This window comes from Nitrospiraceae bacterium (assembly GCA_020632595.1).
In the GTDB taxonomy this organism is placed as follows: domain Bacteria; phylum Nitrospirota; class Nitrospiria; order Nitrospirales; family UBA8639; genus Nitrospira_E.
In genome coordinates, this window is record JACKFF010000013.1 from 24038 (window position 1) to 42736 (window position 18699).

10 protein-coding genes are annotated in these 18699 nt (G+C 50.2%); all 10 read left to right on the forward strand.

Features of this window, described 5'->3' with window-relative positions:
• Window positions 1–4 precede the first annotated feature (4 nt).
• Window positions 5–949 (forward strand): NTP transferase domain-containing protein, encoded by a 945-nt coding sequence (locus tag H6750_17775; protein MCB9776157.1) that lies wholly within the window; start codon window positions 5–7, stop codon window positions 947–949.
• Between the two features lie 1319 nt (window positions 950–2268).
• Window positions 2269–5706: a molybdopterin-dependent oxidoreductase gene (locus H6750_17780; GenBank protein ID MCB9776158.1), complete on the forward strand. Its 3438-nt coding sequence runs from the start codon at window positions 2269–2271 to the stop codon at window positions 5704–5706.
• Window positions 5707–5879: 173 nt separating this feature from the next.
• Window positions 5880–6296, forward strand: coding sequence for a response regulator (locus H6750_17785; GenBank protein ID MCB9776159.1), 417 nt, complete (start codon window positions 5880–5882; stop codon window positions 6294–6296).
• A 57-nt stretch (window positions 6297–6353) separates the two neighbouring features.
• Complete coding sequence (locus H6750_17790; protein ID MCB9776160.1) at window positions 6354–7643, forward strand: nitrate oxidoreductase subunit beta; 1290 nt, start codon at window positions 6354–6356, stop codon at window positions 7641–7643.
• Window positions 7644–8020: 377 nt separating this feature from the next.
• Window positions 8021–9247 carry an SUMF1/EgtB/PvdO family nonheme iron enzyme gene (locus H6750_17795; GenBank protein ID MCB9776161.1) on the forward strand — a complete coding sequence of 409 codons (1227 nt, stop codon included), beginning with the start codon at window positions 8021–8023 and terminating at the stop codon, window positions 9245–9247.
• 3 nt (window positions 9248–9250) lie between these two features.
• The gene (locus H6750_17800) at window positions 9251–10852 is read left to right on the forward strand and encodes a bifunctional metallophosphatase/5'-nucleotidase (protein ID MCB9776162.1); all 1602 of its coding nucleotides are present in this window, start codon (window positions 9251–9253) and stop codon (window positions 10850–10852) included.
• Window positions 10853–11115: 263 nt separating this feature from the next.
• A complete protein-coding gene (locus H6750_17805) occupies window positions 11116–13530 on the forward strand; it encodes an ATP-binding cassette domain-containing protein (protein ID MCB9776163.1) in 2415 nt (804 codons plus the stop codon).
• Window positions 13531–13607: 77 nt separating this feature from the next.
• Complete coding sequence (locus H6750_17810; protein MCB9776164.1) at window positions 13608–14396, forward strand: energy-coupling factor transporter transmembrane protein EcfT; 789 nt, start codon at window positions 13608–13610, stop codon at window positions 14394–14396.
• A gap of 685 nt (window positions 14397–15081) precedes the next feature.
• Complete coding sequence (locus H6750_17815) at window positions 15082–15408, forward strand: YggU family protein (GenBank protein MCB9776165.1); 327 nt, start codon at window positions 15082–15084, stop codon at window positions 15406–15408.
• A gap of 204 nt (window positions 15409–15612) precedes the next feature.
• Window positions 15613–18696, forward strand: coding sequence for a VWA domain-containing protein (locus H6750_17820; GenBank protein ID MCB9776166.1), 3084 nt, complete (start codon window positions 15613–15615; stop codon window positions 18694–18696).
• Window positions 18697–18699 lie beyond the last annotated feature (3 nt).

An 18699-nucleotide genomic window follows, 5' to 3' on the forward strand; every position in this document is an offset into this window, starting at 1 on the left:
CATCATGACCGATCAAAAACACACCGAAGGGAATCAGTGGGCGGTCATTTTGGCCGGGGGAGATGGACAACGAATGAAGCCATTTATTCAAAGTTGGTTGGGATATCCCAAGCCCAAGCAATATTGCGCCTTTGTCGGGGAGCGGTCAATGTTGCAACATACCTGGGATCGAGCTGATCGAGCCGGTCATTCGGAAAATCAAGTGACAATTATCGATAAATCGCATAACCAGGAAATTTTTCGGCAGATGGAGACTCATACGAAAGGGCGCATCGTTATTCAACCCAGAAACTGCGATACGGCCGCAGGGATTTTCCTGGCATTGGCCTATATTAATCATTGGGATCCTAAGGCTATTGTGACCATTTATCCCTCGGACCACTTTATCGCTCCTCAGGAACAATTTACGAAAATGATAAAGGAGACGGTTTCAGCCGTAACCAGGTTGAAAGAGCGGATCATCCTTCTGGGAGCGACGCCCAATTCTCCGGAAGGAGAGTATGGATGGATCTGTCCGGGTCACCCGTTGATAAGGAATGCAGGGTTTCCTGTCCGAACGGTGAAAGAATTTATTGAAAAACCGGATCAAAAAACGATTCAGACTTTAAGTCGGAACGGAGGAATTTGGAATACGATGATTGTTACAGCCTATGGAAGCCGACTGTGGAGCTTGGGGGAACTCTGGTGTCCGGATATGATGGAACTTTTTCATCAACTGAGAAAAGTGATTGGATTGCCTCAAGAATCCCTGACGTTAGAGAGGATTTATCAGGCCATGCCCCAGAGAAATTTTTCAAAAAATTTCCTGGAAAGGATTGTTTCACACCTGGCTACCATAGAATTACAAGGCGTTCTTTGGAGTGATTGGGGTCGGCCGGAGAGGATTATTGAGACATTAGGCTTTTTACGAAAAAAACCGGCTTTTCCTTTACCTCAAATGGCTTCATAGCCCTTCCATACGATCATCTATGGCAAAAGTTTTTTAAATTATTCGCGTAGATTTCTTCCTCCAATCTCGAAAATTTCAGTTTGGCATTCAGGTAATGCCTGCCTCAACAATCCATATTCTTTGTGGGATACCCCCCCTTCTTTTTATCCAACCTCGTTAGGATTCTCAAAACGGAATCTGGTTTCCAATTGGGAGGGTATCGATTGGACCGAATTTTTCCCTGGACATAAATTGGGTGGCTACCCTCCCACTAGGAATCTCTACGTTAACCATTTAGAAGACTGAAACAAAAAAGTATTGAAATCGTGAGGTAACCGTTGATTCCAATGAGACTCGTTTTGCTAATTTGGCACGTCAATCGGCAGAGGGTCGCCGGCGTGTTCATGAAATGCAGGACTCCCCTTCATGTGGAATAGAATTTTCAGGTAAAGGAATGGAGATTACTCCCACAGTATTTCTTCAAAAATTATCCTAGCCCAAAGTTAACTTTGATTGGAGAAACGATCGTCGCATCATCAAGGATACCGATCCAATTGTGACTGTGAAACCTAATAGACCTGCCGGTCGGCATTCTTAGATTCCCTCATGTTGTTCATTTTCCCAAGCTCTGGCGTAGTCGGGCAGGTGCTCATCAACTTCCCAAATGAGATCGGGTCCGGTAAAGACCGGACCGGTCAAACAGCCTGGTGCCTTTCAGATTCTTTCAAATACACCAGGCAGCTCAAGTATTCTCTATATCTTGTGCATGTCTTAATTCATGGTTTTGTAACCCTTTCATTTTCCGTGGATGTCCCTGTCATTCAAGCCCGAATACCCCTTTCCCCCTTTTGTCCTACCTTATTGTTTAATTCACCAACCCGAATTCATTTTTTTGCCGAGTGTGTGCTCTGTTTGGAACAGTCGGCTTGTCTATATTCCAATTTATAGAAATATGACCTTCCTATGTTTTGCAGAAAAACAGAACTCCTGAAAAGTTGAGGCAAAAATCCATGGCATTGAAATTTCGAGGTTTCGCGAGTGGTTCGCGATTGTTTTCGCGACACGGTTGTTTTTCCATAACAAGCAGAAACTTCAATTAACCTCTCATTTTCAATGAGTTAAGAAAAATAACGGGAGAATAATAGTTTGGACTAAAGATTGCTAATAATGTGGGAGGAAGAATGTGGTGACACTGGTGACCAGTGTTTGTTCAGTATTTGTTTGCATTGGGATGGTAAGAAAGGAGGTGTTAAGCAGGTCTGATTTGAAGTCCAATTACGGAAATCTTTATTAATTATGGCTATCCGTAATGAGTTTTTTAAAAAAAAGGAGGTCTTTTAATGTTTCTTTCTAGACGTCAATTCTTGAAAGTTTCTGCGGGGACTGTGGCGGCAGTCGCACTTGCCGATAAGGCACTGGCCTTAACGGCTTTACAGCCAGTCATTGAAGTTGGCAACCCTCTTGGTGAATATCCCGACCGTTCATGGGAACGGGTCTACCACGATCAATATCGTTATGACAGTTCGTTTACCTGGTGTTGTTCCCCCAACGATACCCATGCCTGCCGCATTCGGGCGTTTGTGCGGAACGGGGTCGTGATGCGGGTTGAGCAAAATTATGACCATCAAACATATGAAGATCTCTATGGCAACCGTGGGACGTTCGCACACAACCCCCGTATGTGTTTGAAGGGGTTTACGATGCATCGCCGGGTGTATGGTCCATACCGTTTAAAGGGGCCCTTGATGCGTCGAGGGTGGAAACAATGGATGGATGACGGGAGCCCTGAGTTTACTCCTGCCATTCAGACGAAATACAAGTTTAATGCGCGGTATTTGGACGACATGTTGCGGGTGTCCTGGGATACGGCGTTTACCTATTTAGCGAAAGCCATGATCATCATCGCCAACCGGTATAGCGGAGAATATGGGGCGCGCAAACTGCGTGAGCAAGGCTATCCCCCGGAGATGATTGAAATGATGAAAGGTTCTGGAGTCCGGTCATTTAAATTCCGGGCCGGCATGCCTGTTTTGGGGATCATTGGGAAAATGGGCATTACGCGGATGAATGGCGGCTGCGGGGCCTTATTGGATTCCTATGTCAGAAAAGTTGGGCCTGAAAATGCTCAAGGAGGGCGATACTGGAATAATTATACCTGGCACGGTGACCAGGATCCTTCCCAGCCCTGGTGGAATGGAACTCAAAATTGCGATGTCGATTTGAGTGATATGCGATTCTGTAAATTTAACACCAGTTGGGGGAAAAACTTCGTCGAGAATAAAATGCCGGAAGCCCACTGGAAGCTTGAGTCTATTGAGCGTGGTGCGCGAATTGCGGTCATTACCCCGGAATACAATCCGACGGCGTATCGAGCCGACTACTGGATTCCTATTCGTCCCGAGTCAGACGGTTCCTTCTTTTTAGGGGCGTGCAAAATGATCGTGGATGAGGGTTTGTTCGATGCGGATTTTGTACGGGCCAACACCGATATGCCTCTGCTGGTTCGTACCGATACCCTTCAGTATTTAGATCCGCGTGATGTCATTGCAGATTACCAGTTTCCTGATTTTTCCAAGACCTATTCGGGCAAAGTGCAGACCCTGACGCAGGCAGAAATTGCCAGGTTGGGGGGAATCATGGTCTGGGATCTGAATAAAAATCAAGCGGTGCCCATTCATCGTGAGTTGGTGGGTTGGCATTTCAAGAAAAGCGGCATTGATCCGGCGTTGACGGGGACTCATCGGGTTCGGTTGCTTACCGGCCGTGAAGTGGACGTCATGCCTATTTTCCAAATGTATCAAGTCCATCTGCAGGACTATGATTTGGACACTGTCCATCAAATCTGTCGGTCACCGAAGGATTTGATCGTTCGGTGGGCGCGAGATATGGGTACGGTCAAACCGGCCGCTATTCACAACGGAGAGGGCGTCTGCCATTACTTCCACATGACGCAAAATGGTCGTGCGGCGGCATTGACGCTTATTTATACGGGAAATATGGGAAAATTCGGAAGCGGTTGCCATACCTGGTCTGGAAATTACAAAGCGGGTACCTGGGCAGCCACGCCGTGGGCAGGATCCGGACTTGCTGTGCATACCGGAGAGGATCCGTTCAAGATTACGACGGACCCCAATGCTCATGGAAAAGAAATTAAAACGAGAAGTTACTACTATGGAGAAGAAGTCGGCTATTGGAACCACGGCGATACGGCGTTGATTGTGAATACGCCCAAGTATGGCCGACGGGTGTTTACGGGGAAAACGCACATGCCAACCCCCAGTAAATTCAGGTGGGTAGCCAACGTGAACGTGTTGAATAATTCAAAGCACCATTATGACATGGTCAAGAACGTGGATCCGCATAATGAATGTCTCGTGCATCAAGAAGTGGAAATGACCTCGGATGTCAACCATTTTGATGTGTCGTTTGCCGTGAATACCTGGATGGAGTTTACCTATCCTGAGCATACGGCGACGGTGTCGAATCCATGGTTCCAAGTATGGAAGGGTGGTATCCGTCCGTTGTATGACACGCGGAACGATTTGGATACGGTGGCGGGCGTCGCGGCCAAACTCACCGAAATGACGGGTGATGGCCGCTTCCGCGATTACTTCAAATTTGTCTATGACAACCGTGTGGACGTGTATCTCCAACGATTGTTGGATGCCGGCAACACCTCTTATGGGTATAACGCGGACACGATGTTGAAATCGGAAAAGGGCTGGATGGTGATGACCCGGACCTATCCTCGACATCCATTTTGGGAGGAAACCAACGAATCGAAACCGATGTGGACCCGCAGTGGACGAGTGGAGACCTACCGGGTGGAGCCGGAAGCCATCGAATATGGGGAAAACTTCATTGTGCATCGTGAAGGACCAGAGGCCACTCCATATTTACCGAATGCGATCATGTCCTCCAATCCGTATATCCGGCCGGATGACTATGGGGTGCCGATCACGGCGCAACATCATGACGATAAAACCGTCCGCAACATCAAGTTGCCATGGGCGGAAATTAAACGGTACGCCAATCCACTCTGGGAGAAGGGGTATCAGTTCTATTGCGTGACACCGAAGACCCGGCATCGGGTGCATAGCCAATGGTCGGTGAACGATTGGGTGCAGATGTATGAATCCAACTTCGGCGATGCCTATCGAATGGATAAGCGGACACCGGGGGTGGGTGAACATCAAATTCATATCAACCCCTCAGCGGCCAAAGATCGTGGGATCAATGACGGGGACTATGTCTACGTCGATGGAAACCCGGTGGACCGGCCGTATCGTGGCTGGAAGCCCAGCGACCCCTATTACAAGGTGGCGCGGTTGATGATCCGGGCGAAGTACAACCCGGCCTTTCCGTATCATGTCACGATGGCCAAGCATGCGCCGTTTGTGTCGACGGCGAAGTCGGTGAAGGGGCATGAAACCCGGCCGGATGGACGGGCGATTGCGCTGGATACCGGGTATCAATCGAACTTCCGGTATGGGGCGCAGCAGTCCTTTACCCGCAGTTGGCTGATGCCGATGCATCAAACCGACTCGTTACCGGGTAAGCATCCAGTTGCCTGGAAATTCAAATGGGGTTTTGCGATTGATCACCATGCGGTCAATACGACGCCAAAGGAATGTCTCATCCGAATCACCAAGGCGGAGGATGGCGGCATCGGCGGGCGTGGGCCGTGGGAACCGGTCCGGACCGGGTTTACGCCAGGTCAGGAAAATGAGTTCATGATCAAATGGCTGAAGGGTGATCATATTAAGATCAAAGTGTAGGTGAGTTGGAGGCTGGGGGTTTTTTTTCTTGATTGCCGTCTAGAAAGAAACATTGCGAATACCTCCCCCAGCCTCCCTCTACTTACGCGGCGAATCTTATAAAGATTATCCTTTGGAGGATGCTATGACATTTGAGATCGACGTAAATCACAACCAATTACCAGGACCTGTCGGTGAGCAAACCCTATGTATTTGTGGTGGATGATGATGAGGTGATTCGCTCAAATATTGCGAAAAAACTTTCCCGTTTACATTGCACGGTCCGTGCCTTTGAATCGGGAGAGGCCTTGATGGAATTTTTGAGAGATCATAGGGATGAACCTGATGTGATCTTGGTGGATTATAAAATGGGTGGGATGAATGGGGTCGAAACCGTGCGGGCAGTAAGAAAGGTTTCATCCACTCCTACCGTAATATTTACGGCGTACGAAGGCCTGGTGGACTTGCAGGCCGTAAAGCAACTCGGGCGCTGCGAAGTCCTGCTTAAAACGATAGATCTGAGTGTATTGGGTTCTATCGTGAATGAAGCAATGGCTCTAAGAAAGATGCGACAGTTAAATTGGGTTGATACGGGAGGGTTGCCAACTTGAGGGTTGGCGGACTTGGCCCGGGCAGCCCCGAAATTTTCACTGAAACGGAGGATGACAATGCCTGAAGTGTATAACTGGCAGTTAGGACGAAAGATGCTGTATCCGTATGAGGAGCGGCATCCGAAATGGCAGTTCGCGTTTGTCTTTAACATCAACCGGTGTTTGGCGTGTCAAACCTGTTCGATGGCGGACAAGTCGACGTGGCTGTTCAGCAAAGGGCAGGAATACATGTGGTGGAACAATGTGGAGACGAAGCCGTACGGGGGCTATCCGCAGTTCTACGATGTGAAGATCACGCAGTTGATTGAGCAGGTCAATCCGGGCGGGCAGGTGTGGAACGTGCGGGTGGGCCGCAAACACCATGCGCCGTATGGGGTGTTTGAAGGGATGACGATCTTTGATGCGGGCGCCAAGATCGGGCAGGCGGCCATTGGCTACATCCCGACCGACCAGGAATGGCGGTTTGTGAATATTTATGAAGATACGGCCACCTCGATGCGGGCGATTGTGGAAGGGGTGGACAAGACGGGGTTTACGAAAGAAGAGCCGTGGAAAATGCAAGGCAGCAGCTTGCCGGAGCATGAGACGTACTTCTTCTATCTGCAACGCATCTGTAACCACTGTACGTATCCGGGGTGTCTGGCGGCGTGTCCGCGGAAGGCCATCTACAAGCGGCCGGAAGACGGGATTGTGTTGATCGACCAGAACCGGTGCCGGGGGTACAAGAAGTGTGTGGAGCAATGCCCGTTTAAAAAGCCGATGTACCGGGGCACGACGCGGGTGAGTGAGAAGTGTATCGCGTGCTATCCGCGGGTGGAAGGCAAAGACCCCTTAACGGGGGGCGAGCCGATGGAGACGCGGTGTATGGCGGCGTGCGTGGGGAAAATCCGGCTGCAAGGGTTGGTGAAGGTGGGCGATGACGGGCTCTGGGCGGAAGATCGCTGGAATCCGTTGTACTATGCCATTCGGGTGGAACAAGTGGCGTTGCCGTTGTATCCGCAATGGGGCACGGAACCCAACGGGTATTACATCCCCCCGCGGCAGGCACCGCGGGGCTACATCCGGCAGATGTTCGGGCCGGGGGTGGATAATGCGATTGAGAAGTATCTGGTGCCGAGCCGGGAGTTGTTGGCGGTGCTGCAGTTGTGGCGGGCGAGCCAGCAGATCATCTTCCGGTATGACGTGATTCCGGGGCCGAAAGTGTTTGAAACCCAGATCCATGGACGGAAGTTTGAGATGTACAACGACACGGTGTTGGGCTTCAACAAGTCGGGCAAGGAAGCGGTGCGGCAGCAAGTGGAAGAGCCGATTTACATCCGCCCGGCGGAGCGGGTGAACTGGCTGTAAGCAGGGAGCCCAGAGGGGAACCCGAAGAGCAGGGGGCGACATTCGTCGCCCCCTGCTTTTTTTTGTTTCCCTTATTGACCTGGTCTTGAGGAAATGAGAGGGTCAACGAAAATGATCATCAGGGTGGCATTCGTATCACTTTTTCTTTGAAATATGGAGATTTTAGATGGTAGCACCATCATCATTAACTTTGGTGCAAGCGTTGTCCCTACTTTTTTCAAAAATAGTATTTTTTCCGTTTGTTTGAAATTTTGAATCCTGTTCGTTGAACTTTTTTAGGGAGAAGCGAGTTGGTATAGTTAGGCCGGTGGGTCATCGTATCTTGTGAAAGTGGTTTGCCGGGACATTATTAGCTGGATATTGGCTAAGGAGGGGCGATGTCGCAATTGCCACAATTACAGAGAGAACTGGATTCGGCCAGGTCACGTACTGATAGACTATTTTCGTTTATTCGTGCCGAGGCCATGTATGAGCGTCCCATTCCTGAGCGGAACCGCCTCATTTTTTATTTGGGACATCTTGAGGCTTTTGACTGGAATCAGATCGGTCGATGGACATTGGGCATGCCGTCCTTTCATGAATCATTTGATCAATTATTTGAAGCCGGTATTGATCCTTCCCTTGGAAACTATCCCCTTGACCAACCTTCCGATTGGCCAACGCTCAATGAGGTATATAGGTATAATGCCCGTGCTCGCGAAGAAGTGGATCGCCTGTTGGCATCTGTTCCAGAATGGATAGTTCATACGGCGATTGAACATCGTCTGATGCATGCTGAAACTAACGCCTATTTACTGCACCATTTGGATTCGAAGCACAAAATTCCCCCATCCGATTTTTCTTGCCTCTCCTCTTTTTCACTCTCAGATGAAAAGACTAAAGATGAGATGATTGAAATCCCGGAAGGCATTGCGACCTTAGGGATGAAACCGGACGAAGGGTTTGGGTGGGATAACGAATTCGCCCAACATGAGGTGGCTGTCCCTGCGTTTTTAATCAACCGGTATAAAGTGACGAACCAACAATATTTGCGATTTGTCCAGGATGGTGGGGAACCCTCGGCTTTTTGGGTCAAACGAGAGGATGCCTGGTATGTTCGCACAATGTTTCACGAGATTCCATTACCGAAATCCTGGCCGGTGTATGTGACGCACCGACAGGCACAAGCGTATGCTGACTGGATCGGGATGACCCTCCCGACCGAAGCGCAATTCCATCGCGCAGCCTTTGGCACTCCGGCCGGTATTGAACGACCTTTCCCCTGGGGTGATGAAGCGTCAAGATTGCAACATGTAAATGTTGATTCTCAATCCTGGGATCCCGTTCCGGTTACGGCCCAGTCCAGTGAGCACAGTGGTTTTGGGGTGGCACAGATGGTAGGGAACGGGTGGGAATGGACATCCACTCTTTTTCATCCTTTTCAAGGTTTTTCGCCCCTTCCCACCTATCCCGGCTATTCGGCCAGGTTTTTTGACCAGGATCATTATGTGGTGAAAGGTGGTGGTCCTCATACCGCGAGCCGGCTATTACGCCGGTCATTTCGAAATTGGTTTCGACAAAGTTATCCCTATGCGCATATCGGGTTCCGTTGTGTGCAATCCTAATGCATGACGCTAGTCCCCACCGTGTTGCGTTTCGGATTAAACCGTTCCATGCGACAGATTCCACAAAGAGCAGGGTATTTGTGGCATTTCCTCCTTATCTTAATTCTCTGGGGGAATCCAGCCCATGCGACTGACAGCCTGGTCATTTTGCATTCGAGTGAACATCACGGGGTCGCGCTTCCGCTTGATCAAGCCGGGGAGATTAAAATTGGAGGGTTGGCCAGGCGGGCCACAATTGTCGAAGAAGTTCGGCAGGAAGGCGTGCCGGTTTTATTAGTGGATTCCGGGGATATCCTTATTGGAACGGCTTTGTCTTCCTGGTTCCGAGGTGAACCGGATATTCGGGCGATGAATCTGATCCGCTATGACGCGATGGTGGCTGGAAATCATGATTTTGATTATGGAATAGACCATCTTCGCACATTGGTCAAGTTGGCCGATTTCCCAATTTTATGCACGAATCTCCAGTCTGAGCGATCCCTCCTGCCTTGCCGGCGCTCGTTTGTCACGCGTTTGGGGAATGTGGTCGTCGGGGTTTTAGGTCTTGTCGGGAAAAGTAATTTTCCTGGCACTTTTAACCGGGATGTGGCAAAGGAATTATCGTTGGTGGATCCGATTGACTCTCTTCAATCGGAGGCCATGCGGTTACGAACGGAAGGCGATGTTGATCTGATCATCGCCCTCACGCATCAAGATAGTGAGGAAGACTTGAAAGTTCTGGAGACCGTCCAGGGGGTGGATGTGCTCATCGGTGGGCATACCGAAGGGTTTGACGGATTATACGCTCCCGGATTGATGGAGCCCGTCGAAACCGTGACCCGTCCCCGATCGGTGTATGTGAAGACGCACCGTCAAGGACGGACAATCGGGCGATTAGATCTGACGATTGCAGATGGATCGGTGGTCCAGGCGCGTTCCTCTAATATTCCAGTGACAGAGGCGGTTCCAGTAGAGCCGAAAGTCCAAGAACTTCTGAATGAATATCGACAGCGGTTTGCCCGTCATGCCACCAAGGTGTTGGGGGAGGCGTCGGTGCGGCTCCAGGGGGATCGGCCGGTTATCAGGACCCAAGAAGCCAATTTAGGTAATTTGTTGGCCGATCGTATGCGAAGCACGTTGGGTACGGATATCGCCTTGGTGAATGCCGGACAGATTCGCCGAAGTCTTGAACCCGGTCCGGTGACACTTGGCGATGTGCTGTCGGTACTACCCTTTGATTCCGCTCTTGTGACCCTGCATGTAACGGGAGCGATGCTTCGTGAGGTGTTAGAGCATAGTGTGGGCCAATGGCCGAATCATTCTGGCCGGTTCCTCCAGCTATCCGGTCTCCAGGTCACGTATCAAGGAAAAGCTTCGGTCGGATCTCGAGTGAGAAGCATCATGGTTGGAGGTGTGCCGGTAGATAATTCCAAAGTCTATACCGTGGCGACGGACGCATTTGTGGCTGACGGCGGGGATGGCTATGACATGTTGACTCACGTCACACACCGAACGGATCATCAAATCCCCCTGAGGGATTTGTTGCTGAATGCCATAGCTGAAGGGCCGCTGTATGCGGAGACTGATCATCGTATAGTGTTCATGATGGTGGACGAAGAAAAATGACCTCAATGGCGTTTCTTGCCTTTGCCGAGCGCCTTTATGTCTGCCTGATGAAGCGTTTCGCTGTGTAAGGGCGCAGGAAGGTCGCTTATTGCCCGTTCTCAATTTCCGCGGTTACTCTCCTTTGGTTCACATGAGTTGGGCATTGCTGTTTTCTTTTTCTTCTTTTCTGGCACTTCCGAAGCCATATTTGCATTACCAGTCAAAATATTCATGATTCAGCAGTCAACTGTGTACTTCCCGTCTTAGAGGCTTTTCATAGATTCATGGCTCTTCCTCAAGATGCTCGCGATTCACGAAGATGGTGGGTTGACTTGCTGGCTGTCTGGCAGGATACCAAGCAGATTGTTCTGACGGCTCAGATTGCCGCAATTTATGCGGCGATTCTTATTCCCTTTAAAGCCGGCATTCCGATTGTTCCTGGTTTTGTGGAATTACGTCCGGCGAATGCTATTCCCATTGTCGCATCGCTGTTGTTCGGTCCCGCTGCGGCCTGGGGTGCCGGTATTGGCAATGTCATCGGAGATTGTTTCGGCACCTTGGGGCCAGCAAGTGTCTTTGGGTTATTGGGTAACTTTATTTTTGGGTATCTTCCGTACGTATTGTGGGGGCATTTGGGGTGGTTTTCTTCTGGGCAGCCGCCCTTGGGAAAATCTTGGCCCCAGATGATGGAATATAGCGTGGTGTGTGTGATTGCTTCAGGTGCTTGCGCCGGAATGATTGCATGGGGAGTGGAGTGGTTGGGGTTGTTGCCTTTCGCTATTCTCGCTCCGGCGATCTTTGTTAATAATGTGGTCATGGGCTTGTTTCTCGGTCCTCCGTTATTGGGTTTTCTCTATCCAAGGGTGCAACGGTGGCGATTACGGTATGCGGATATTCGAGAATCAAGTTCTTCCCATAGTCACCTTTCCAAAACCCTGCGGGCACATGAATCGATGGGGAGCGAGAAGGGCAATGACCATTTCGACGACGCGATTGTGGTTTGTCGTGGACTTTCTTTTCAATATGCCTCCGGTTCAGCGCCGGCTCTCCGGAATGTTTCCTTTTCTCTGGCTTCCGGGGAACTCGTCGTCCTGTTAGGCAGGAGTGGAAGTGGAAAATCTACAATATGCTATGCCTGTAATGGGCTCATTCCTCACATGATTCCAGGGATTTTCTCCGGAACATTGCGGGTGGTGGGCCGTAGAACCGTGGATGATCCCGTGTGGAAACAGGCCGGACGGGTCGGCCTGGTATTTCAAGATTTTGATACGCAACTTGTGGCGACGACTGTTGAGGGGGAACTGCTTCACCCATTGGAATATTGTGACCCCCTGCTTTCTTCGGACGAGGTCCGACGGCGGATCAATCATGCCCTTAATCAAATGGGGTTGGGCGATTGTGCCCACCGCGATCCCATGAGGATGTCCGGTGGCCAGAGGCAGCGTTTGGTGATGGCCTCTGTGCTCGTGCAGGAACCGGCGCTGTTGGTCTTAGATGAACCCGGCTCAGATTATGATCCGGCAGGGCGAGTGCAATTGCGGGAGGTTTTACGTAATCTTCGACAAGACGGGATTACTGTGCTTATGACGGAGCATGATGATGGCTCTCTTTTGCAAGCGGATCGGGTACTGGTTTTAGATCAGGAGCAAATCGTCTGGGAGGGAAGACCTGAAGCCTTATTGCGACAGCCTCGGTTGATGAGGAATTATGGTCTTCGACCCTTCGCCCTGACTGAATGTTTTGAAGAATGGGGCGTGGAACCCTTGCCTATTTCTGTCGAAGAAGCCTGGACCCAGGCTGAGGCATTGAATCTTCGTCTTTCTCCTCCGGCGGCAGTCCTGGATGACACGATTCGGTTGGGGGACCGGCCGGAGAGAGAATCAACCGTGGTTTTGCCTTTGATTCAGATTGACGATGTTGCTTTCCGGTATGAAGAGCAGATGGTCCTGAATGAGGTGTCATTTACCATCCGTCCAGGAGAATTTCTGGCTTTGCTGGGTCAGAATGGGTCAGGAAAAAGTACGCTTGCACGATTGCTCAATGGCCTGTTGATGCCGACGCACGGCACCATCGTTGTGGACGGCATGGATACCCGCACCACATCGATGAATGAATTGGCGAGGCGCGTCGGATTAGTTTTTCAGAATCCTGATCATCAAATTTTCGCGGATACCGTCTGGGAGGAAGTTGCCTTCAGCGCGAAGAATATGGGTTGCTCAAACGATGAGATTGTCCATCGGGTGCAAGAATCGCTGGCGGCTGTGGGGTTGCCCTTTGAGGGCAGCCGGAACTTAGATCCGTTTTCCCTAAGAAAAGGAGAGCGACAGCGGATTGCGGTCGCGTCCGTGTTGGCTACCAGACCGGCTGTATTGATTGTTGATGAGCCGACGACAGGCCTTGATCCTGATGAAACGGACCGGATGATGGCGATGATTCGTCGATTGAACCAACAGGGGCATACGATTGTGATGATCACCCATTCGATGGAGCTTGTTGCCGCCTATGCCGGGCGCTGTTTGTTAATCCACAGTGGGAGAATTCTTGCTGATGGGACCCCGCGGGAAGTTTTTGCTGAACCGGGCTTGATCCAAAAAGCATCATTAGAGATTCCGGCCATTTCTCGCTTTAGTCAACGATGGGGACAGACCTTGTTAACGGTTGACGAAGTGAAGGCCTCCTGCCGACCCGGTTTTCCATAAAACTTGTGGCCGATACTTTTCAGATAATAGAGCGCGGATGTGGTGTGCGTGAGATTCGAAGGGCCAGGTAACGACCGATGATTGTTTCCCTGTATCTCTCCCGGAGTTCGTGGATGCACCGGTTAGGTGGACGTACCAAAGTTCTGACGGTGCTTGGAGTGTTTGGGCTGGCTCTCTGTTTTTCGGATCCGCTCTACTTGCTGGTACTATTTGGATTTGTCATGAGTGGGCTAGCCTTGTCTGGTGCGTGGGCTAATGTGAAGAAAATGTGGATGCTAACGGTTCTCCTCTTTGTCTATAGCGTGGCGCTCTGGCCTTTCTTTGTCGAAGGTATGACGCCTGTGCCCCTCCTGCATGAGCTCGGGGTGACCTGGGAAGGCGTCATGGTTGGCTTAGGTATGGGCCTTCGATTGTTGATTATGCTCTGGGCTGGAATTTGGCTACTTTCGACGATGTCGGTTGAAGAACTCGCACAGGCCTCTCAGCAATTAGGACTTCCTTCACGGGCAGGGTTTGTTTTTTCACTTGCGTTTCGGTGGGTGGGAATGTTGTTGGGAGCAGGGGCGGGAGTGGTTCAAGCCCAGCGCTCACGCGGATTAGATGTATCGACGGGGGGAATTCTGCAACGCATTCGTAAATATGTGCCTCTGGTGATTCCATTGATTGGGCATGTCCTTCGTCAAACAAATCTTCTGGCCATGTCTTTAGAATCCAAAGGGTTCCATCCCTTAGCGAAACGGCATTTTTACTCTGCCGGGAAATTGGGTTTCCGAGACTATGCGGTCATAAGTGTGATGCTGATTTTGGTGGTGGTAGGCATTTGTTTGCGATGGCAAGGCGTTGGAACGCTTGATGTGCGATTTTGAGAATTCGAGGTTCGCATCATTTCGTTCAGGCTCCCCACCTGCTCTTTCCATAGACAAGGACAAAAATACATGTCCTCTCATTAATTGTTGAGATGCGGCAAATGTTGGCTGGGTAAGGTTGATCCTGTAAAGATTGGCTCCTCCTAAGGCACAAGGGACAATGCTTTTCTCGCGGAGAGATCAGGAGCTAGACCAGAGGGGGAATTTCTGGGAATCGGGTGTGAGGTGGTAGGAACGGGAACGCCCTAACTTGCCATGGGGGTGTGTCGGCAGGACGTTTCTTCTACGGCGAGTGCGACAAATTTTGATATCTTTTTAATGCAACGGCCACAGCACTGACGTTTGTCATTGAGTTCGAGTGCGTCCGCAAGCTTTAGGGGACAAGTGACACCTGCTTGTCCAAGTTCACGGACATCGGATTCCTTGATACCTTTGCAGATACAAATGAACATAAAAAATCCGTTACTGAATGAAGTTCCTTTCGAAAATGATAACCGTTATCAATATAAAAATATTTTACTCAGCAGCTGGGAGCATGTCAAGATCTTGGTTTCCGGCATAAGATATTGAAAGTAATAATGTTATAGCTAATTATGTGATATTGCTTTTTGTTTATCTCTATCGTGTCAATCGTTTTCGCTGACAAAATAGGGCAATAATTTATATCGGTTATAGGAAATTTCACATGGAATGGGCCAGGTGCCTGATAGAAAAATCAGAAGGAATAGAAATTCGAATTTATATCCAGCCACGAGCGTCAAAAACGGAGATTGTTGGCCTCCATGGGGAAGCCTTGAAGATTCGCGTAGCGTCTCCGCCGGTAGATGGTCAGGCCAATGCAGAATTGTGTCGATTTTTGGCACGATATGTTGGTGTTCCCCGCCAACATGTGCAGCTGAAATCGGGAGTTAGTTCAAGACAAAAGCGAGTCTTTATAGAAGGGAAAACCTTATCCGACCTAACAGCAGTCCTGATGGAAAGCCTTTCCTCGAAAAATTCTGAACATTTATAAGGTACGGGACACCAAAAGGCAGGTTGATAGAAGTGGGTGTTGGAATATAAAAAGAGAAACGGCAAGATAGTTGGGTGAGTTTACAACCCTTGAAGCCACTTTTATAATGCCCAGCCGTAGTTGTGGTTTCAATGAGGCAGGGGATTGTGCCGCGTAAGATCTCTTCTTGTACCCATTGAACTTCCTCGGTTATTAATCAATTACATGTCTTCCTTTACCCCAAAAGATGAACTTCATGAGTTATTAGTCGACCGGCTTGATGCGACCACGGCGCATGGTCTCGATGAACAACTCGCGGACCCCCGTCTCCGGGTGCCTGTTCTAGAGTTACTCATTGAATTAAAAGAGATTTCATCAAAAATACAGGGTGAAGCCATATGGGCCCTGGGTGAGGTGTATCGAAAACGATGCTTGGGCAGTGCCATCCCGTGGTTAGATTTAGGGATAACATTCGCTCAGGCCTCTGGCGCACTGGGTCTTCGATATTTCAAAGAAAGCCCTATGATTCTGGGTTTTCTGGAAAAGGAGTCGAACCGGGACGAATGGTTGGCCCATGTCTTGGAGTTGGCCGATGGGTCAAATGAGGCCGCTCCACAATGTGCGTATGAATGGTTCAAGGTTCTTCCCCAATTGTGCGGGGAGATTGCCCTTTCTGAGATTCGTGAATGGGCCCGACTAGGGATGGAGCTGGCCGAATGGAATTATGTGTTAGGAAATGAATTTTTCCGGGAGTGTCCCTCCATTGCTAAAGCTATTCCGTTGGGATCGGCAAAGTCCTGGATTGGGTTTGGCATGAAACTCATGGTTCAAAACAGTCTTGGAAAGCCTGATTACATTGGAACCTTGGAGTTTTTTCGAGCCAGTCCAAGTTTATTTCTTGAGATCCATGATGAAAATGTCAAGCAGGGAGTCATTGATCTAGGTACGAACCTCGCAGATCATTCTCCCGAACAGGCGGTAGTTTTTTTGTCGAAGGCTCCGGAAGTTTTGGCTAGGGTCTCGACGGTCGAGTGGAAAATTCGAATCTTGAAATTCGGCCTTCTTGTGGCGGATCGGGATCCCGAGGCTACTCTCGCGTATTTTACTCAGGTTTCCGAGGTGGTCGTTTTGGCCGGCAAGGAAGATGACTCCGGAGTGTTTGACGCGTGGTTTGGCCAGGGGATGGAGGCCCTTGAGTATAGTGTTGAGGCTGGACGAGCCTTTTTTGGTCTGGAAACGCGGCAGGCCTGTTCAGCTGTAGAGCAGGCAATGAGTGGAGTGTCGCTTCGTCAGGTCGCCAGATCGTTGAAAATGTTTGCCAGGGCATTGTGTGGAGAGGATGTGGCCATAGAAGGGCTCCCGGAGGGAGGAGGTTCGATCGGTGCCAGTTCCATGTCAACGAGTCCTGGCTCCGGGAAAGCTCAGGTGAGTGCGGACGGCAAAACGGTATATCTTCCTCTGGTCATGAGGCGATCAGAGACCCGTGAAGGAAACCGACGATGGTATACGGTCATGGTCGCCCATGAAGTTGGGCACGTGGAATTTGGAACATATGCCCTCTCAACCGAAGTGTTGCAACGTGTGTCTACCCGGGTGCAGACCCGATACCACGAAGAAGTTCTTCGCCCCAATAGAGCCATTCAGACATTAGGAAATCTCTTTCAGTGCTACCCACAACCCGAGATTATCCGGGATTTGTGGGAAATTGTGGAAGATGCTCGAATTGACTTTTTGCTCCGTCATGAATACCCGGGATTACAAGAGGATTTGACGTCTTTGACAAAGGAGGCTATGGAGTTTCGCACCCTTTCTCATGGGATGACGGCTCGTGAGATGGTGCTGGACGCATTGTTGTTGCTGTTTGCAGGGTTCACCCAGGAGGAATTCACGCGTCCGGGACTTCAAGAGGTGATTGATGAAATCTGGCAGATCGCCCGAACGATCTTACATCCCGCCGCGACCGTCGATGAATCTGTTGAACTTGCCGACCGGCTTTACCAGGAATTGGAGCGCCGGATTGGAACTCTGGGAAAACACAATCAAGAACTTGAACCCTTTTCCAATACTTCCGGGGTTTCTGACACAGGCGGCCAACCTGAGGCGGCTGAACACTTAGAAGAGGCGTATCAGCCTTTGAGTAATTGGGGATATCGGGGCATTCTCAATCCAGACCATGTCAAAGGAGGGGAGGAGGGGGAACAGGCGTCAAAAGGGCAGGCAGGTGGGCAACAGGATCACATAATGGGGGAAAAGGGAGGGGGAGACACACCCAGCCAGTTTGAGCGTCGCTCTCCTCAGAAACCCGATCCTTCGCAAGATCCTAAGAAACCAGCCTTTGGTGAATCACCTATGCAGCAGTGGTTTCAACCTACGTTTCGTCCGAGCATGGGACAACAGGGGGCTCGTCTCCGTGAGGGAGAGTATCTGTATGAAGAGTGGGATGGGACGGTCAGGGACTATCGACCCCAATGGTGTCGTGTGATTGAACAGGCAGGCCGTGAAGGGTCGCCAGACTTTGTCGATGAAACGTTTCAAACGTATGGCCCGATGGTGCGACTCATCCGCCGTTACTTTGAAGCGATTCGTCCGGAAGCCTTTCGTCGAATGGGGCGCCAATCGCATGGGGAGGACATTGATTTGGATGCCTTGGTGAATTGGATGGTTGATCGACGGCAAGGAAACGATTCTTCTGATCAAGTGTATGCCACCAGACAAAAACGTGATCGACAGGTTGCGGTGGCATTTCTGGTGGATATGAGCGGGTCGACCGGACGGCAGATCGGAACTCGAGCGCGTCCCGTCATCGACATTGAAAAGGAAGGCTTGCTCCTGCTTTCAGAAGCGTTGTCCGCGATCGGCGACCAATATGCGATATATGGCTTTTCGGGGCAATCCCGTCATTCGGTGGACATTCACGTGTTAAAAGATTTTGACCAGCGACCCGGTGGGCGTGTCGGTTTGAAAATCAGCGGAGTGACTTCCAAACAGCAAAACCGTGATGGCGCGGCGATACGACATGCGACGCAGCGATTGAAGCAGCAAGCGGCAAAAGTCCGGCTTCTCATCCTGATCAGTGATGGGAAACCATTAGATGATGACTATGCGGATGAATATTCCTTGGAAGACACGAAAATGGCTCTCCGTGAAGCCCGTCTTCAGGGTGTCCATCCGTTCTGCATTACCATTGATCAAGCTCCAACCGATTATGTGAAACGCATGTATGGGGAGATTGGGTATGTGGTCGTCGATGAAGTCGAATCACTTCCGATGAAATTGCCGAAAATTTATCAACGGCTTACGGCCAGATGAGCG